This is a genomic window from Phenylobacterium sp. (assembly GCF_036501465.1).
GTDB lineage: Bacteria > Pseudomonadota > Alphaproteobacteria > Caulobacterales > Caulobacteraceae > Phenylobacterium.
Genome location: NZ_DASYAF010000112.1, coordinates 1 through 18,001 on the forward strand (window position 1 = coordinate 1; position 18,001 = coordinate 18,001).

The following is an 18,001-nucleotide window of genomic DNA, read 5'->3' on the forward strand; positions in this document are numbered from 1 at the left end:
GTGAGCGCATCGTCGACGACGGCCACCGCGGCGTCGGCCAGTTCGACGATATGGCCGATCTCGGCGACCTTGCCCTTGCCGAACAGGGTGGCGGGCGTGAGCTGGCGCAGGTGCGCGACCAGGGTCTCGCGCACCTCCAGATCCAGGGCGAGCGCCAGGCCCACGGCCTCTTCCAGGCGCGCCTCAGGGTCGCGGGAAGAGGCGCGCCCTTCCCGATCGGGGTGGATGACGATGGCGCCCTGAATCGGCGCCGCGCGATCAACAAGCTTGGAGGAACTCAATCGGTCTCGTCTTCGCCGGGCTCGTAGAGCTGCACAGGCTGGGCCGGCATGATGGTGGAAATCGCGTGCTTGTAGACGAGCTGGGATTGCCCGTCCCTGCGGAGCAGAACGCAGAAGTTGTCGAACCAGCTCACCACGCCCTGCAGCTTGACGCCGTTCACGAGGAAGATGGTCAGCGGCGTCTTCGACTTGCGGACGCTGTTCAGGAAGGTGTCCTGCAGGTTCTGTTTTTTCTCGGTCATGGCTTTGCGCCTCTTGTTTTTCGTTCGGACGGCCAAGGCGCCGCCCACACACGGGAGTTAGCTAGACAAGGAATTGCGACGGGCGCAATCGCCCAGGCGCCGTCTAGATCGCCGTCGCCTTCGCCTGCTCGATATAGAGACGACGCAGCCGCGACGCTACCGGGCCGACCTTGCCTTCGCCCACCGCCTTGCCGTCCACCGAGACGACCGGCAGCACGAAGCTGCTGGCGCTGGTGATGAAGGCCTCCTTGGCGGCGGTCGCCTCGGCGGGGGTGAAGGGCCGTTCGTCCACCTCCAGCCCGTTCTGGCGGATCACGTCCAGCAGGGTCAGGCGGGTCACGCCGCGCAGGATGTTGGCGTTGGTGTCGCGGGTGCGCAGGCGCCCGTCGCGGTCGACGATCCAGGCGTTGGAGGACGAACCCTCGGTGACGAAACCCAGGTCGTCCACGAACCAGGCCTCGACCGCGCCCGCCGCCCTCGCCTTCTGCTTGGCGAGTGCGTTGGGCAACAGCCCCACAGTCTTGATGTCGCAGCGGCCCCAGCGGTTCTCGGCCACGGTCACCACGCCCACGCCCTTGGCGGCCTTCGCCTCGCTCGCGGCGCGGTCGACGCGGCTGACGGTGATCACCGTGGCCGGCCTGACCGGTGGGTTCGGAAAGGCGTGGTCGCGCGGGGCGACGCCGCGGCTGACCTGCAGATAGACCAAGCCCTCGCTGACGCGGTTGCGACGCACGGCCTCCTTCAGCACCATCGTCAGGGCCGCGCGGCTCATCGGCATGGCGATGGACAGTTCCGACAGGCTGCGCTCCAGCCGCGCGAGGTGGCCCTCCGGATCGGCCAGCCTGCCGTCGAACAGGGCCCAGACCTCATAGACCGCGTCGGCGAACTGGTAGCCGCGATCCTCGATATGGACGGTCGCCTCGCCGTGCGGGACGAAGCGGCCGTTGACGTAGGCGATTCGGCCCATCAGGCGGCGTCTTCTTCCAGGGCCCGCGCGCCGGACAGGCCGAGGGACTTCAGCTTGCGGTGCAGGGCCGAGCGCTCCATGCCGATGAAGGCCGCGGTGCGCGAGATGTTGCCGGAGAAGCGCAGCATCTGGGCGTTGAGGTATTCGCGCTCGAACACCTCGCGCGCCTCGCGCAGCGGCAGCGCGATCATCCGCTCGGCGCCCAGGGTCATGGACTGGTCGGTGACCATGGCCTCGGCCGGCAGCATGCCCGCTGTGATCGGCTCAGCCGGCGAGCCGGAGGCCAGGATCAGCATCCGCTCCACATTGTTGCGCAGCTGGCGCAGGTTCCCCGGCCATGCGCGAACCTGCAGTGTCGCGAGCGCATCATCGGCCAGCCGGCGTCGCGGCATGCCGGTCGCCTCGCTGATCCGGTCGATGAAGTATTCCACCAGTTCCGGGATGTCCTCGCGCCGCTCTGACAGGCCCGGCACGTTCACCGGCACCACGTTCAGGCGGTGGAACAGGTCTTCGCGGAAGCGGCCGGCGGCGATCTCCTCGCGCAGGTCGCGCGAGGTGGAAGAGACAACGCGCACGTCCACATGCACGTCGGCGTCGCCGCCGACGCGGCGGAAGCTCTGGTCGACCAGCACGCGCAGGATGCGCCCCTGGGTCTCGCGCGGCATGTCGGCCACCTCGTCGAGATAGAGGGTGCCGCTGTGGGCGCGTTCGAAGACCCCGATCTTGGCCGGGCGGCCGGTCTCGCCCTCCTGGCCGAACAGCTCGATGTCCATCCGCTCGGGCGTCATGCCCGCGGCGCTGATCGGCACGAACTCGTTGCGCGAGCGCGGTGAGGCCGTGTGGATCAGCCGCGCCACCGTCTCCTTGCCGGAACCGGGCGGCCCGGAGATCAGCACCCGCGAATTGGCCCCGGCCAGCTTGGAGATCAGCTGCCGCAGCTGCTGGGCCGCCATCGACCGTCCGGTCATGCCCTCGGGCGTGATCGCCTGGGTGCGCAGGCGGCGGTTCTCGCGCCGCAGGCCCGCCGCCTCAAGCGCCCGCTCCACGACCAGCAGCAGCCGGTCGGACTTGAACGGCTTCTCCAGGAACTCATAGGCGCCCCGCTTGATGGCGGAGACGGCGGTCTCGATGTTCCCGTGGCCGCTGATCATGATCACCGGCAGGTCGGGATCCAGGGTCTTGACCAGGTCGAGCAGCTCGAGCCCGTCCATGCCGCCGCCGGCCATCCAGATGTCCAGGATCAGCAGCGCCGGCTTGCGGGCGCGAACCGCGGTCAGCGCGCCCTCGGAGTCGCTCGCGGTGCGTACGGCGTAACCCTCGTCGGAGAGGATTCCCGCCACCAGGTCGCGGATGTCGGCTTCGTCGTCGACCACCAGAACGTCAGCAGCCATCATCTGGTCCTTCATGCCGTCACAGGTTCGGATTTCGCCGCGGACCGGGTCCGCGCCGTCGGGGGAAGTCTGAGGATCGCGAGCGCGCCCTGGCCCTCGCGGGCGTCGGTGAGCATCAGCTCGCCGCCATGGTCCTCGAGGATGCGCTTGACGATGGCCAGGCCCAGGCCCGTGCCCTTCTCGCGCGTCGTCACATAGGGTTCGGTCAGCCGGTCGCGGTCCTTGTCGGGCAGGCCCACGCCATTGTCCTCTACCTCGAAGGTGACGCCGGCGTCGTCGGAGACCAGACGCGCCTGGATGCGACCCTTCGGCTTGGCGGCGCGCCGGCCGTTCACGGCCTCGGCGGCGTTCTTCAGGATATTGGTCAGCGCCTGGGTCAGCATCCGCTCGTCGGCCATGACCCGCACCTCAGGCGTCGGCTCCAGCAGCTCGACGTCGATCTCGGGGCTCGCCACCCGCTGGGCGAAGACCGCCGCGCGGATCAGTTCGGCGGCATCCTGCTCGGCGAACTTCGGCGCCGGCATCCGGGCATAGGAGGAGAACTCGTCGACCATCTGCCGGATGGCGTCCACCTGGCGCACGATGGTGTCGTTGCAGCGGTCGAAGACCTCGACCTCGGCGGGCGCGATGTCCTTGCGGTATTTCTTGCGCAGCCGCTCTGCGGAAAGCTGGATCGGGGTCAGCGGGTTCTTGATCTCATGGGCAATGCGCCGCGCCACGTCGCGCCAGGCGGCGTTGCGCTGGGCGTTCACCAGCCGGGTGATGTCGTCGAAGGTCAGCACCACGCCGTCCTCGATGCGGCTCACGCGCACGCGCAGGCGGCGCGTTTCGCGGGCGCGCGGCACATCGACCTCTTCCTCCGCCTCGCCGCGCCCCGCCTGGTCCACCACGGCGGCGAGTTCGGGGGCGACATTGGCGAGACGCCGCCCGTGGCTCGGGCCCGCAAGGTCGAGCAGCAGCTGGGCCTGGCGGTTGGCGGCGGAGATGCGGCCGCGCGCGTCGAGGCTGATCACGCCCGCGCTCACCTCGGCCAGCACGGTCTCGATGAACTGGCGCCGGCGCTCGGCGTCTTGGTGCGCGGCGCGGATCGCCTCGCGTTGCGCCTGAAGATCATGCGTCATACTATTGAAAGCACGGGACAAGACAGCGATCTCCTCAGGATCGCTGTCAGCATCCACCCGGGCGCTGAGATCGCCGCCGGCCACCTTGCCCGCCGCCTGCACCAGCCGCGCGACCGGCCCAGAGATGGCGTTGGCGGCGCCCAGGCCCAGCCAGACCGCGCCGACCAGCACCAGCAGGGCGGTCTCCGCATAGCTCAGGGCGAAGATAGTCTGGATCCTCTGGCGGTTCTGGGCGGCGTCGCGGTAGGCGACCAGGCTCGCCTCGGCCTGCACCAGGTCGGCGACGATCCCCTTCTCCACCGGGCGCACCACATAGAGGTAGGCGTCGGAATAGCCGCGCAGCCGATAGACGGCGCGCCAGCTGTCGCCGCACTTGACGTTGCAGACCGAGATCGTTCCGCCGTGGTCGGCGGCCTCGATGCTCGATGGCGGCGAAAGGATGAACGGCGGCGCCTCGCGCGCCTCGGCGCGGGCCAGGATGCGGCCGTCGCGGTCGATGATGTAGGCGGCCAGGAAGCCGTGGCGTTCGGCCTCGGCGGCCAGGAACTGGTTGAAGGTGATCGGGCTGGCTTCCAGCCCGGGCGCGTAGCGGTTGAGGTCGCCGGCCATCAAGGCGACGTGGTCCTGGATGTACTGGCTCTGCTCGGCGACATAGGAGCGCGCCGCGGTAGCCGAGTTGTTGATCACGGTCGTGACCCGCGTGGAGAACCAATTGTCCACGCCGCGGCTGACCAGCACCCCGTAGAACAGCGCCACCACCACGGCCGGAGCGACCGCGGCCAGCGCGAACATGGCGACGAATCGCACCTGCAGCCGCGCGCCGGCGTCGCGCTCGCGCGCATCCAGCAAGGCCGCCAGGCGCAGGAAGACGATCGTGGTCAGCGCCAGGATCAGGGCCATGTTGAGGCCCAGCACCGTCAGGATCAGGTCGCTGGCCGGGCCCAAGGGCCCCGTCGATGGCGGGGACGCGGCAAGCAGGATGGCCAAGCCGGTGAGCACCGCGGCGACGCCATAGCCCACGCCCAGCACGCCGCGCGACTGCAAGGCGCTCCAGACACGTCTCGCGCCGGCGCCAGCCATAAGCTGTCGAACACTGAAGGCCATTGTGACAACGGAGCCTAAGGGACTGTGCCCCAAAGGCAACAGGCTTGTTGCGGGGATGCGCCAGTCTGCCGCCATCGGTGGCGGCTGTGTGACCTAGCCGATCGTCGGCGTCTTCACACAGGTTCCATAGGTCTTGCGCGTATCGCCCAGCGTCTCGGCCAGCGCCGCCGGTGGCGGCAATAGGCCCATGGATTTCAATTCCTGCAGGGATTCATCGGCGATGCGGGCGGAGGCGTTGGCGTAGAATCGTAGATCGACGAGTGTCTTCTGGTATCGGTCGCGGGAGACATCGGTCAGCGCCTGATCGTGGTCCAGGGCGTCGATCTGCGCGCGCGCCTGAACCTCCTGCTCATTCATCTGATGCAGGTCGGCCACGTTGTTGTAGATGGCCTCATAGGTCGGCAGGTCCTGGCGCGACATGTGGGCCGCCGCGCCGCTGGCCAGCGCGTTTTGCCAGGCCTGGCCGGGATAGGTCCGCCAGGGCATGCCGTAGACGCCGCGAAAATGACCGACGGGAAGGTCACCTGCCCGCCAGGCGCCGCCCGATTTGGCCAGGATCCCCTCGATGATCTCGAGGCGCGCCGTCAGGCAGGGCTCGACGGCGACCCTTTCGTAGAAGTCGGCCGCGTCCACGGCCAATTCATCCTTCAGGACCGCCTTGGCCTCAGCCACCTGATGACGCCAGCTCAAGGCTTCGACGGCCTGCTCGCCGGCCAGTGCGATCAGCACGCCCAGCACGATGATGCCGACTTCCTTCGCGAAGTCCCTCAGGCCGTGGATCGGCGCCTTCGGCCGGTGGATGTCCAAGGCCGCCCTCCCGCGACGTTTCGAGAATGAGAGCCTAGCGCGACGACCGAGGCGATCGCTAGCGGCGGGCGCGAGCCATCTCCACGCCAAGGTCGCTGATCTTCTTGCGCAGGGTGTTGCGGTTGAGGCCGAGGATCTCGGCGGCGCGCACCTGATTGCCGCGGGTGGCCGACAGCGTCAGCTGGATCAGCGGCCGCTCCACCTCCTCCAGCACCCGGTCGTAGAGGCCGGCCGGCGGCAGGCCGTCGGGCTGGTCGGCGAAATAGCTGGAGAGCTTGCGCTCCACCAGCTCGGACAGGGTGGCGGGCCCCTCCTCGCCCGGCGCCGGCGGTTGCTGGTCGGCCAGTTCGCGCTCGATGATCCGCGCGGTGATCAGGTCCTCGCCATAGAGGGCGCAGATGCGGCGGATCAGGTTCTCCAGCTCGCGGACATTGCCCGGCCAGGGGTGCTGCTTGAGCCGGTCGAGGGCGGCGGCGTCGATCGTCTTGGACGGCAACCCCTCGCGATTGGCGCGCAGCAGGAAGGCGCGGGCCAGGTCCGGGATGTCGTCGGCCCGGTCGCGCAGCGGCGGAAGGCGCAAGGGCGCGACGTTCAGGCGGAAGAACAGGTCCTCGCGGAACAGGCCCTCGCGGATCAGGCCGCGCAGGTCGCGGTTGGTGGCGGCGATGATCCGCACGTTCGGCCGCCGCCCGGTCTTGGGGTTCACCGCCGGCTCGGAGCCGTCGATCACCCGCAGCAGGCGCGTCTGGGCGTCCAGCGGCATGTCGCCGATCTCGTCGAGGAACAGAGTGCCGCCGTCGGCCTCGATCAGCTTGCCGGGGTCGCCGTCCTCCTTGCCGAACAGCTCCGCCTCCACTCGCTCGCGGGGCACGGCGGCAAGGTTGATGGTGACGAAGCGGCCGTCGCGGCGGCGGCCCATGTCGTGCAGGGCGCGGGCGACCAGCTCCTTGCCGGCGCCGCTCTCGCCGGTGATCAGCACGGTGAGGTCCGCGCCCACCAGGCGGGCGATGGTGCGGTAGACCTCCTGCATCGGCCCGGAGCGGCCGATCAGCGGCAGCCGATCGTCGCGCACCGCGCGGGCCTGAGCGCGGGCGGCCTCCGGGTCGGCGGGCCGCGACAGGGCGCGACGCGCGGCCGAGGTCATGTCATCCAGGTCGAAGGGCTTGGGGATGTAGTCGAAGGCCCCCACCTCGGCGGCGTTGACCGCGGTGATCAGGTTGTTCTGCGCGCTCATCACGATGACCGGCAGCTTGGGCCGCTCCTTCTTGATCCGCGGCAGGACGTCGAAGACGTTCTCGTCGGGCATGACCACGTCGGTGATGACCAGGTCGCCCTCGCCGTCCGAGACCCACTTCAGCAGGGTGGCGGCGTTGCCCGTGGCGCGGACCTGGAAGCCCAGCCGCGTGAAGGCCTGACTGAGCACCAGGCGGATCGAGGCGTCGTCGTCGGCGATCAGGATCTTCTTGCTCGCGGCGTTCATGCCGGGACGTCCTCTTCGGAAGCGATGGGCAGAAGCACCCGGAACACGGTCCGTCCGGGCTCGGATTCGAAGTCCAGCAGGCCGCCGTGCGCGGCGACCAGCTTGGTGACCAAGGCCAGGCCCAGGCCGGCGCCATTGGCCTTGGATGTCACGAACGGCTGGAACAGGTGCTCGCGCAGGTGGTCGGGCACGCCGGGCCCATTGTCGACGATCCGCACCTCGAGCGGCGCGCCGCGCAGCGCCTGACCCTTGGCGGCGCGCACGCGGACGCCATGGCGGTAGGCGGTGGTGATGCTGATCTCGCCGCGTCCGTCGCCGCGGGCGTGGGCGGCCTCGGCGGCGTTCTTCACCAGATTGAGGAAGATCTGGATCAACTGGTCCTCGTCGCCCAGCACCGGCGGCAGCGATGGGTCGTACTGTTCCTTGAGCGCCAGACCATCGGCCACGCCGTTGGCGGCCAGGGCGCGCACTCGGTCCAGCACCTGGTGGATGTTGAGCGGCGCCTTGGACGGCAGGGCGTCGTCGGAAAAGGCCTCCATGCGGTCGACCAGTCGGCGCACGCGGTCAGTCTCGTCGACGATCAGCTGGGCCAGCGGCGCATCCTCCGCCTTGGCGCCGGACTTCAGGAGTTGGGCGGCCCCGCGGATGCCGGCCAGCGGATTCTTGATCTCGTGCGCCAGCATGCGGCCCAGGCCCACGATGGAGCGCAGGCCGCCGGCGGCTTCCGCCCCGGTGCGTTCGTGGCCGGCGCCCAGGCCATGCTTCAGCGACAGCGTCAGCAGCACCGAGCCATCGCCCAGAGGCGCGGCGGCCCCGTCCGCCTCGAAGGGCGCCAGGCCGAACAGGGTGATGTGGATGCCGCGCTCGCGCACCGGCGCCTGCTCCTCCAACGCGCGGTTGAGCAGGGCGACCACGGCCGAGCCTGGCGGCAGGGCGGCGCTGAAGCGACCGCGGGCCAGCAGCGCCAGGCCCTGGCCGAACAGGCCCTCGGCGGCCTCGTTCACCGCCACCAGGGCGCCGTCGGCGTCGACCACCAGGGCCGGGTCGGGGCTGAGGTCGAACGCGGCGGCCTTGAGGGCGAAGATGTCGACGCCCAAGGACTGCGGCAAGGTCCGCCAGCTCATGCCGCCAGTCTCCGCTGCGGCTGGCCCCAGAGCTCGGCGAGACCCGCCTCCACGGCGGCCGGGTCCTCCAGGCGGCAAAGGCGGCCCCTCGCCTCGCGCCGCGCCTCGGCGCTGGCCGGCCAGGGCGCCTGTTCGACATAGGCGGCCAGGTGCTTGCGGAAGATCCTCAGGCCCAGGGGCTCGCCGTAGAAGCCGAGCGAATCCCGGAAATGGGTCACGGCGATGGAAAGTCGGGTCTCGGCGTCGGGGCCGGCGAATGGGCGGCCGTCCAGCTCGGCCTCTATCTGGGCGGCGATCCAGGGCCGGCCATAGACCGCGCGGCCGATCATCACCCCATCGGCGCCGGAGGCGGCCAACGCCGCACGCGCGCTCGCGCCATCGACGATGTCGCCGTTGGCGATCACGGGAATGGCGACCGCGTCCTTCACCGCGCGGATGGCGGCCCAGTCGGCGTGGCCCTTGTAGAATTGGCAGCGGGTGCGGCCATGCACCGTCACCGCGGCCGCGCCCAGGGCCTCTGCGCGGGCGGCCAGGTCCGGCGCATTCCTGGAATTGTCGTCCCAACCCAGGCGCATCTTGACCGTCACCGGCACGCCGACCGCCTCGATCGCCGCCGCGATCAGCCGTTCCGCCAGTTCGGGCTCGCGCATCAGGGCCGAGCCGCACTGGACGCCGGTGACCTCCTTGGCGGGACAGCCGAAGTTGAGGTCGATCACCTGTGCGCCGGCGGCCTCGGCCATCCGAGCGCCCTCAGCGATGTGAAGCGGGTCGCGCCCTACCAGCTGGACCACCATCAGCGGCAGGCCCTCGCCCACCGCGGCGCGGCGCACCACGTCCGGCCGGCCCTTGGAGAGCTCCGCGCAGGCGACCATCTCGGTCGCGACATAGGCCGCGCCCAGGCGGCTCGCGGCGCGGCGGAACGGCAGGTCGGACACCCCCGTCATCGGCGCGATCCACACGCGACCGCCGACTGTGACGCTGCCGATCTGAAGCAGACTGCTCATTTTCTAATCATTCTCACCGCTGCCTTTTTAGGCATATTGTGCGCTGCGGTAAAGCCCGGCTGGGTGGGCGCCGCGCTGGACATCTAAGCCCGCGCCCCTAAACACACACCCATGGTGTTCGGGGCATGACGTTCTCGGCGGTGGTGGTGGCGGCGGGCGAAGGCCTGCGCGCGGGCCCCGGCGCGCCGAAGGCGTGGCGCCTTCTGGGTGGGCGGCCGATCCTGCGCTGGTCGGTGGAGGCCTTGCTGGCCGCCGACGCGGACCAGGTCGTGGTAGTCGCGGCCCCCGAGCGATTGGATGGTTTGGGCGAGGCCCTGGCAGGACTGGATCGCTGGACCGGCGTCGCCGGCGGCGCGCATCGCGCGGCTTCGGTTCAGGCGGGGTTGGCGGCGCTCGCCGGCGAGGCCCATCTGCCGGTGCTGGTGCACGACGCCGCCCGGCCGTTCGTCGCCAAGGCGCATGTGGAGCGCCTGCTGGCGGCCCTGGGCGACGCCGACGGGGCCGTTCCCGCCCTGCCCGTTCCCGACACCCTGAAGCGCGGTCGCGACGTCGTGGAAGCCACCGTCAGCCGCGACGGCCTCTGGCGCGCCCAGACCCCACAGGCGTTCCGCCTCGGCCGCCTGCGCGAAGCCTATGCCGCCTGGCCCGCCGGTGAAGAGCCCACGGACGATGCGGGCGTGGTCGAACGCACCGGCGGCCGGATCGCCCTGGTCGACGGCGATCCCCTGTTGATGAAGCTGACCTATCCGGAGGACTTCGCCATGGCCGAGCAGCTCGCGGGCGGGCGGCGCATCGCGCGCACCGGCTTCGGCGTCGACGCCCACCGTTTCGGCCCAGGCGACGCGGTCTGGCTGGCTGGGGTGAGGATCGCGCATGACCACGGGCTGGTCGGCCACTCCGACGCGGACGCCGGCCTCCACGCGCTCACCGACGCCCTGCTGGGCGCGATTGCGCAGGGCGACATCGGCCAGCATTTCCCGCCATCGGATCCGCAATGGAAAGGCGCGTCGTCCGATCGGTTCCTGGCCCACGCGGTCGGCCTGGCGCAGGCGGGCGGCGGCCAGGTGCTGAGCGCCGACCTGACGCTCATCTGCGAGCGGCCGAAAATCGGCCCGCACCGCGAGGCCATGCGCGCCCGGATCGCCGAGATCATGGGCCTGCCGCTCGACCGGGTCAGCGTGAAGGCCACCACGACCGAAGGCATGGGCTTCACAGGCCGCGAGGAAGGCTTGATGGCCCAGGCGGTGGTGACCGTGGAGACGCCGATCTAGCCGGAAACGCTAGCTGCCCGTCTTGGCCTTGGTTTCCCGCATCCGCCGCCAGAGGGCGCCGACGAGATTGACATAGTCGTCCGTCCAGGGCCGGACCCGATCCGGCTCGGTCGGCTTCCAACGGTCATCGGCGGCGAACTGGGCGAGGGCCTCCGGCGTCCGCGCCACGATCACCGCATCTTCCGCCGATGGCCAGCCGGCCAGATCCTCGCCCGGTTTCGGGTGGAAATGCTGGATCAGGGCGGAACCTCCGGCGGCCTTGGCGACCGCCTGGGCCGGCCCGCTCAGGTCGAGGTTGCGGTTGGAGAGGTGCAGGATCATCACTCCGTCCGGCTTCAGGTGGGTGAGATAGCCGCGCACAGCCTGCACGGTCAGCAGGTGGGTGGGCACCGCGTCCGATGAAAAGGCGTCGATCAGCAGCAGGTCAAAGGCGTCGGTCGGCTGTTTCGCCAGCGTCAGGCGCGCGTCGCCGATCACATAGTCCACCGCCCCGCGCGCGCATTGAGTGGTGTAGGCGAAGTGGCGTGGATCGCTGGAGATCCGGACCACGAGAGGATCGATCTCGAAGAAGGTCAGCCGATCGCTGCGCCGGACATAGGCCGAGACCGTGCCCGTGCCCAGGCCGACCGCACCGATGCGCAGGGCGGGCTTGGCGCGTTGCTCCGCCAGGAACACCTGCCCGATCGGCGTGGAGTTGGCGTAGTAGACCAGCGGGTTGCAGCGCCAGGGCGGCGTCAGGGCTTCGGCGCCGTGCAGCGTCGTGCCATGCTTCAGCATCCGGGTCGGGCCGCCCAGCGCGGGGACCTTGGTTTCCGACTGCTTCAGCACGCCGAAGAAGCTGCGCCAGCTCTGCGAATGGTCGCCGCGGTCGACGACCGCATGTGCGCTGGCGAACAGCATGATCAGGACGGCGCAGGCCAGCAGTCCTCGCTCGCTCACCAGGATGGCGCAGGTCGCCGAGAGGATCAGGAGCAACAGGACCGCGCCCTTGATGAGGTCGATCTGGGTCATGCCCCAAAAGGCCGGCCTGGCGTAGATGTGTGGCGCCACGAAGGTGTTGAGGATCGGGCTTGCCAGGGCCGCCGCGACGCCCAGGACCAGGACCACCCAGTACCAGGGGCGCAACGCCTCCAGCCGCCAGGGCCGAACCAGCGTGGCGGCGATCAATACGACCGGATACTCCCAGACGCTGTTGAAGATCACCGGGGCTATGAAGGCGTTGAAGCTCCCGCCGATCACCCCGCCCAGCGACATCCAGAAATAGAACTCGGTGAGCTGGGCCGGCGGCGGGCGGCGGGCGACCAGGGCCTGATGGCACATCAGGCCGGTCAGGAAGAATGTCGCCAGATTGACCGGAAGCTGGATGGCGAAACTGATCCCGCTGAACGGCATCAGCCCCAGACAGAGGGCGACGGCGGCGGCCTGTAGCAGCAAAGTCCGTGAGGGCGGGATCGCCGGCCGGGCCTGGAAGGCGACCACGAAGGTCAGCAGATAGAGGGCCAGCGGGGCCACCCAGAGGAAGGGCGCCGAGGCGATATCGGTGGTGATGTAGGTCGTCACCCCCAGCATCAGGCTGGAGGGAATCGCCGCCAGGACGACCCAGGTCAGCCGCGTGCGCCAGGCCACCGGCGGGGCATGAACCAAGGCTTGGGACGGCGCGGTCCCTTGCCGGCCCGCGCGGATCACGGCGACCGCCAGGCCCGCGATCAGCAAACTGAAGGCCAGGTAGCCGCCGCTCCATGACAGGCGCTGTGCGGTCAGCGTCAGGCCGGGCTCGACCGCCAGCGGATAGATCAGCAACGCCAGCAGGCTGCCCAGGTTGGAGGCGACGTAGAGGACGTAGGGTTCCTGCCCCGCCTCCTCATGGAACACCCGCGCGTGCCAGGCCTGAACCAGGGGAGCCGTGGCGGACAAGGCCGCGAACGGCGCGCCGATCGAAACCGTCAGCACGCCCAGCAGCCAGAGCGCCGGGTGATCGGAGGACGGCGGCCCGATCAACTCGTTGATCCTGAGCGGCAGGGTGAGCGCTGCGGCGAGCAGGACGAGAATATGGACCGCGGCCTGGGCCTTCAGGGAGCGCAATCGCTGCAGCGCATGGGCGTAGCCGTAGCCGACCAGCAACGCGGCCTGGAAGAACGCCAGGCTGGTGTTCCACACCGAGGGGCTGCCGCCCAGCTGCGGCAGCACCAGCTTGGCCACCATCGGCTCCACCAGGAAGACCAGGCCGGCGCTCGCGAACACGGTCGCCGCGAATAGGGCGTCCGCTGGGCGTGGCGGGCTGGTGGCGTCGGAAGGGATAGCGGTCATCGGCCCCCGCGCTTCCTCAGGAATCGCCTTGAACGTTCAGCCTATCCGATGCTCTGGTCCAGCCCTCGAATATCCGCTGGAGGGCCGCCGCCGATGTTTTCGCTCGAGATCGTGACCCTGGCCCGCCTGCTCGTCGACGAGGCCCGGGAACGGTCCCTGCGCATCGTCACGGCGGAGAGCTGCACCGGCGGGCTGGTGGCGGGCGCCATCTGCCAGGTGGCCGGCGCCTCGGATGTCTTCGAACGCGGCTTCGTCACCTATTCCAACCGCGCCAAGCAGGAATTGCTGGGCATCCCCGGCGACCTGATCGCCGACCTGGGCGCGGTCTCCGAGCCGGTGGCCCGGATGATGGCCGAGGGCGCGCTGGAGAATTCGAACGCCCATGTGGCGGTGGCGATCACCGGGGTGGCGGGGCCCGGCGGCGGCACGCCGATGAAGCCGGTGGGAACGGTGCATATCGCCACCGCGCGCACCAATCACGGTCTGACGCACCGCCAGGAGTTCTTCGAACTGGACGAGCGGATCGAGATCCAGCTGGCCGCCGTCCAGTCGGCGCTGGAGATGCTGCGCGAACGGATGACCTGAGGGCGTTCAAGGGGGCTGACGATGAAACGAGCGATCGCGGCGGGTCTCGCCCTGGCGGCGGGTCTTGGGGTTTCGCAGGCGCTGGCCCAGGCGCCCGCCAACGATGCGGCGGTGCAGGCGCACCTGGCGGCGGCCAAGGCGGCTTCGGGCCTGGACTTCGCGGGCATCCTCGGCGTCACCTGCCTGCCCGACGCCCCGCCGCCGGCCAGGACCGCGGCGTCGGGACCACGCAGCGATCCGCCGCGCTCGGCCTGGTACGCACGGCCGCAACAGGTGTTCGACGACCTCTATTGGGTCGGCACCAGGATCCACTCCGCCTGGGCGCTGAAGACCAGCGGCGGGATCATCATCATCGACACCCTCTACGCCTATGCCGCCCAGCCGGAGATCGTGGACGGGTTGAAGGCGCTGAAGCTCGATCCGAAGACGATCAAGTACGTCATCATCAGCCATGGTCACGGCGACCACGACCAGGGCGCGCGGCTGCTGCAGGACCGCTTCGGCGCCCACGTCATCATGGGCGGTCCCGATTGGGACGTGGTGGCCGCCCAGCCCAATATGCCGGGCGGCGGGCCGCCGAAGCGCGACATCGCCGCCACCGACGGACAGAAGCTGACGCTCGGCGACACCACGGTGACGATCTACGCCACGCCCGGCCACACGCTCGGCACGCTGTCGCTGATTTTCCCGGTGAAGGATCACGGCCGTCCGCTGACGGTGGCCTATTCCGGCGGCACGGCCTTCAACTTCCGCCATGAGCCGAGCCGCTTCGACATCTACATCGCCTCCCAGCGGAAGATGGAGAAGGTCGCCGCCGACGCCGGCGCGACCGTGGTGCTGTCCAACCACTCGATCTTCGACAACGCCTATGAGCGCGCGCGCCTCGCCCGGCTGCCGCGGCTGAAAGGCGAACCTGGGCCCTTCGAGGTCGGGGCCGGCGGGGTGGTGCGCTACTTCAAGGTGCTGGAAGAGTGCGCCACGGCCGTGAAGCTGAAGGAGTTCGGGGCCTAGGCGCCCGGACGATCAAGCGTCAGGAGGCGGTCTGCTGAGGGCTCACCCGACCGGGCGACATCAGCTTCAGCAGGCTCTCGTCGCCATAGGCGTTGCGATACAGGGCCACCAGCGGCGGGATGACCATCAGGCTGCCGCCCAGACAGGCGCCGGCCAGGGCCAGCAGCATGACGGCGTTTGCCGCATCGCCGCGCATGCCGACGGTGAGGGCGCCGACCTTGGCCAGGTATTTCGGCACCGCGTTGTTGAACAGCAGGTCGTTGCCGATGGTGATCGGCCGCCAGAACACCGAGGCGAACAGCAGGGTCTTCCAGCCGTTCTTCGGCAGGTTGATGTGCCTGTAGGCCGACGACCACAGGCCAAAGACGGCGATCGGCATGAAGATGATCATGTCGATCACGTCGATCGGCGACAGGTGCGTCAACTGGCGCAACGCCGGGGACAGGCCCACGACGAACAACACCAGGTAGACGACCGCGTAGATCCTCCACACCAACTGCACCAGGTACTCCTTGGCGACCCTTCAGATCAGCATGAAGTCTTGGCCTTGCGCGTTGCAAACACGCTAACAAGCAAGGTGAAAGCTGCGTTTACCGAGTTTTAACAGGAGGATCAGGCGTCCGTGGTAGGGTTTCCAGGGCCGTAGAGCGCCCTCGCCCGGTCTTCGAAACAGCTCATCAGCCGCTCGACGGCGTGGGCGAAATTGGCCGCCAGCAGCGCCTCGAGCAGGCGCGACTTGAACTGGAAGTCGATGTCGAATTCGACGCGGGTCGCGCCCTCGCCGGCGTCGAAGAACTGCCAGCGGTTGGCCAGCCGCCGGAACGGCCCGGCCAGCAGGGTGACGTCGATCTGCCGCGCAGCCGCGTCGCGCCGCACCCGGGTGGAGAACCGTTCCCGCAGGAAGGTGAAGCCGACGCCCGCCTCGGCGTCGAGCGTGTCGACCCCCTCGCCAGCCGTCCGTGCGTTCCAGGTGCGCATGGAGGTGATCCAGGGCACGAACTCGGGATAGCACATGACGTCGCCCACCAGGGCGAACAGCTGGTCGGGGCCGTAGGGCAGGATCTTGGAGACGTGATGCTTCAGGCCCCAAGGTCCCCTTGGTGGACTTCCCGCCGGGTGGCGTCCTGCGCCTGGCGGGCCGCCTGCAGCCGGGCGAAGTCCTCGCCGGCGTGATGAGACGAGCGCGTGAGCGGGCTGGCGGCCACCATCAGGAAACCCTTGGCGCGCGCGATCTCCTCATAGGCGCGGAACTCGTCCGGATGGACGAAGCGGTCGATCGGCGCGTGCTTGCGGGTCGGCTGCAGGTACTGGCCGATGGTGATGAAGTCGACGCTGGCGGAGCGCATGTCGTCCATGACCTGCATGACCTCCTCCTTGGCCTCGCCGAGGCCCACCATGACGCCGGACTTGGTGAACTGGGCGGGGTCGCGCTCCTTCACCCGCTCCAGCAGGCGCAGGGAGTGGTAGTAGCGCGCGCCCGGCCGGATCGACAGGTAGAGCCGCGGCACGGTCTCCAGGTTGTGGTTGAACACGTCCGGCTTGGCGTCGATCACCAGGTTGGCGGCCTCGACGGGCTTGCGCAGGAAATCTGGCGTCAGGATCTCGACGGTCGTCCCAGGCGCGGTCAGGCGGATCGCAGCCACCACTGCGGCGAAGTGGGCCGCGCCGCCGTCGGCCAGGTCGTCGCGGTCCACCGAAGTGATGACCACGTGCTTCAGGCCCATCTTGGCCACCGCGTCGGCGACGCGGGCCGGCTCGGTGGGGTCCAGCGGATTGGGCTTGCCGGTGGCGACGTTGCAGAAGGCGCAGGCCCGGGTGCAGACCTCGCCCATGATCATCATGGTGGCGTGGCTCTTCGACCAGCACTCGCCGATGTTCGGGCAGGCCGCCTCCTCGCAGACCGTCACCAGGCCGTGGGCTTTCACGATGTCGCGGGTGGCGTTGTAGCCGGTGGAACCCGGCGCGCGGACCCGCAACCATTCGGGCTTGCGCAACAGCGGCGTCTCGGGGTTCGCCTGCTTTTCCGGGTGACGCGGGCGTATAGCCCCGCTGAGATTGTCGATGACCACAGCCATGGCCCCTAGATCGGCGGTCGGGGCCTTCGGATCAAGCCGCGATTGTTTCGGTCGCGCTCAACCCCGTTCGCTGGCGCCACGCGTAGGAACAACCGGGACCAACAAGTCCGCAGATGGAGCCCTCATGCGCCTGATCCTCGCCGCCGTCCTTGTGACCGCCCTCGCCGCCCCGGCCCTGGCGGCCGCGCCGCTCCCTGTCGCGCCGCCACCGAACGCACCGCGGCCGGCGCCGCGCGCCTACGATCTCGCGCCCTGGTGGATGGACAAGCCGGTGATCCCGGCGATCGGTTATGTGACCACCGAGGTCCCGGCCAACCGGGCCAGCCTTTCCGCCACCTATGACGCGGTGGATCGCGAGGTCGCCGACGCCACCAAGGCAGCCGCCCTCAAGGCCAAGGCCATCTCCGGCGCACTGCAGGCCTTCGGCGCCGACAAGGTCCGCGTGGAGACCCGTTTCAGCGTCACCCCGCTCTACGAGCAGTACCGCGAGAAGAACGGCGCCATGGTCGACAACCAGCGGGCCGACAAGATCGACCGCTATCAGGTCTCCATCCAGTTCGCGGTGGAGATCCGCGACATGCGCCTGGTCGAGCCCGTCTACGCCATCCTGATGTCCGCCAAGCCCTCGCAGAGCAGCTCGCCGAACTTCCGGCTGGAGGCCAGCGACGAGGTGCGCACCGAAATGTTCAAGCTGGCTGTGGAGGACGCCCGCAAGCGCGCCGAACAGGCTGCGAGCGCCGCGGGGACGAAGGTCGGCGCGGTGCGGCTGATCGACCCCACGGCCCGGGGCTGCGAGACCGATGAGTTGTTGGCCCTGGCCGAGCGCGGCGACGATCAGACTGCGCCGGTTCCGGTCGCCGCGCCGCCGGCCGCCTTCCAGGCTCGTAGCTCGATCAGCCAACTGATCGTCACGGCCAGCAAACGCGCCGTGGACGCCGGCTTGCGGCCGGAGGACCTGCAGCTTCCGGTCGAGCCGCCGATGGAACGGCTGACGGGCAAGGCCTGCGTCATCTACAGTCTGGGTTGAACCGGCGACCCATCGACCGGCGCCCTGGAGATTCTCGATGCCGCGGCCGTTCGCCCTCGTCCTGTTCGCCAGCATTCTCGTTGCCACCGCAGCCCGGGCCGCGCCGCCGGAGCGGAGGGACGAGGCGAGCGTGCGCGCCGTCGAGGACCGTTGGAGCGAAGCTTTTGTCAGCGGCGACGTCGTCGCACTCAACGACCTGCTGGA

General features: G+C 69.5%; 16 protein-coding genes and 1 pseudogene. 4 read left to right on the top strand and 13 right to left on the bottom strand.

What is annotated here, in order from left to right:
* The 9 genes and pseudogenes from VGL85_RS12310 to dusB form a co-directional block, all read right to left on the bottom strand.
* Nucleotides 1-281, bottom strand: a pseudogene (locus VGL85_RS12310) (GTPase HflX); the annotation flags it as partial.
* Complete coding sequence (hfq, locus tag VGL85_RS12315; RefSeq protein WP_331589236.1) at nucleotides 278-523, bottom strand: RNA chaperone Hfq; 246 nt, start codon at nucleotides 521-523, stop codon at nucleotides 278-280. The pseudogene VGL85_RS12310 and the gene hfq, both read right to left, overlap by 4 nt.
* A 103-nt stretch (nucleotides 524-626) precedes the next feature.
* Nucleotides 627-1,490, bottom strand: a complete 864-nt coding sequence (locus VGL85_RS12320) for a D-amino-acid transaminase (protein ID WP_331589237.1) — start codon at nucleotides 1,488-1,490, stop codon at nucleotides 627-629.
* Nucleotides 1,490-2,881, bottom strand: a complete 1,392-nt coding sequence (locus tag VGL85_RS12325; RefSeq protein ID WP_331589238.1) for a sigma-54 dependent transcriptional regulator — start codon at nucleotides 2,879-2,881, stop codon at nucleotides 1,490-1,492. Before VGL85_RS12325 ends, VGL85_RS12320 begins: the two co-directional genes overlap by 1 nt.
* An 11-nt stretch (nucleotides 2,882-2,892) precedes the next feature.
* Nucleotides 2,893-5,046 (bottom strand): sensor histidine kinase NtrY-like, encoded by a 2,154-nt coding sequence (locus VGL85_RS12330; RefSeq protein WP_414695243.1) that lies wholly within the window; start codon nucleotides 5,044-5,046, stop codon nucleotides 2,893-2,895.
* A gap of 153 nt (nucleotides 5,047-5,199) precedes the next feature.
* On the bottom strand, nucleotides 5,200-5,913 hold the full coding sequence (locus tag VGL85_RS12335; RefSeq protein WP_331589240.1) for a hypothetical protein: 714 nt from the start codon (nucleotides 5,911-5,913) through the stop codon (nucleotides 5,200-5,202).
* A gap of 58 nt (nucleotides 5,914-5,971) precedes the next feature.
* On the bottom strand, nucleotides 5,972-7,393 hold the full coding sequence (gene ntrC, locus VGL85_RS12340) for a nitrogen regulation protein NR(I) (protein ID WP_331589241.1): 1,422 nt from the start codon (nucleotides 7,391-7,393) through the stop codon (nucleotides 5,972-5,974).
* Nucleotides 7,390-8,517, bottom strand: coding sequence for a two-component system sensor histidine kinase NtrB (locus tag VGL85_RS12345; protein WP_331589242.1), 1,128 nt, complete (start codon nucleotides 8,515-8,517; stop codon nucleotides 7,390-7,392). The genes ntrC and VGL85_RS12345 overlap by 4 nt, the downstream gene beginning before the upstream one ends.
* Nucleotides 8,514-9,521: a tRNA dihydrouridine synthase DusB gene (dusB, locus tag VGL85_RS12350; RefSeq protein ID WP_331589243.1), complete on the bottom strand. Its 1,008-nt coding sequence runs from the start codon at nucleotides 9,519-9,521 to the stop codon at nucleotides 8,514-8,516. The genes VGL85_RS12345 and dusB overlap by 4 nt, the downstream gene beginning before the upstream one ends.
* Before the next feature lie 125 nt (nucleotides 9,522-9,646).
* Between dusB and VGL85_RS12355 the strand changes: the two genes are divergently transcribed.
* Nucleotides 9,647-10,792 (top strand): bifunctional 2-C-methyl-D-erythritol 4-phosphate cytidylyltransferase/2-C-methyl-D-erythritol 2,4-cyclodiphosphate synthase, encoded by a 1,146-nt coding sequence (locus tag VGL85_RS12355; RefSeq protein WP_331589244.1) that lies wholly within the window; start codon nucleotides 9,647-9,649, stop codon nucleotides 10,790-10,792.
* A 9-nt stretch (nucleotides 10,793-10,801) separates the two neighbouring features.
* Here the strand turns inward: VGL85_RS12355 and VGL85_RS12360 are convergent, their stop codons facing one another.
* Nucleotides 10,802-13,099: a fused MFS/spermidine synthase gene (locus tag VGL85_RS12360; protein ID WP_331589245.1), complete on the bottom strand. Its 2,298-nt coding sequence runs from the start codon at nucleotides 13,097-13,099 to the stop codon at nucleotides 10,802-10,804.
* A 93-nt stretch (nucleotides 13,100-13,192) separates the two neighbouring features.
* On the opposite strand from VGL85_RS12360, the gene VGL85_RS12365 reads away from it, so the two are divergent.
* Both VGL85_RS12365 and VGL85_RS12370 read left to right on the top strand, forming a co-directional pair.
* Nucleotides 13,193-13,684 carry a CinA family protein gene (locus VGL85_RS12365; RefSeq protein ID WP_331589246.1) on the top strand — a complete coding sequence of 164 codons (492 nt, stop codon included), beginning with the start codon at nucleotides 13,193-13,195 and terminating at the stop codon, nucleotides 13,682-13,684.
* A 21-nt stretch (nucleotides 13,685-13,705) separates the two neighbouring features.
* Entirely contained in the window at nucleotides 13,706-14,695 is a 990-nt protein-coding gene (locus tag VGL85_RS12370; RefSeq protein ID WP_331589247.1) for an MBL fold metallo-hydrolase, read from the top strand.
* Between the two features lie 19 nt (nucleotides 14,696-14,714).
* Here the strand turns inward: VGL85_RS12370 and VGL85_RS12375 are convergent, their stop codons facing one another.
* The 3 genes from VGL85_RS12375 to lipA all read right to left on the bottom strand — a co-directional run bounded on the left by VGL85_RS12375 (nucleotide 14,715) and on the right by lipA (nucleotide 16,770).
* Nucleotides 14,715-15,197, bottom strand: coding sequence for a hypothetical protein (locus VGL85_RS12375; RefSeq protein WP_331589248.1), 483 nt, complete (start codon nucleotides 15,195-15,197; stop codon nucleotides 14,715-14,717).
* A 110-nt stretch (nucleotides 15,198-15,307) separates the two neighbouring features.
* Nucleotides 15,308-15,778, bottom strand: coding sequence for a type II toxin-antitoxin system RatA family toxin (locus tag VGL85_RS12380; protein ID WP_331589251.1), 471 nt, complete (start codon nucleotides 15,776-15,778; stop codon nucleotides 15,308-15,310).
* Nucleotides 15,775-16,770, bottom strand: a complete 996-nt coding sequence (lipA, locus tag VGL85_RS12385) for a lipoyl synthase (protein ID WP_331589249.1) — start codon at nucleotides 16,768-16,770, stop codon at nucleotides 15,775-15,777. Before lipA ends, VGL85_RS12380 begins: the two co-directional genes overlap by 4 nt.
* 124 nt (nucleotides 16,771-16,894) lie before the next feature.
* Between lipA and VGL85_RS12390 the strand changes: the two genes are divergently transcribed.
* Nucleotides 16,895-17,797, top strand: a complete 903-nt coding sequence (locus VGL85_RS12390; protein WP_331589250.1) for an SIMPL domain-containing protein — start codon at nucleotides 16,895-16,897, stop codon at nucleotides 17,795-17,797.
* Nucleotides 17,798-18,001 lie beyond the last annotated feature (204 nt).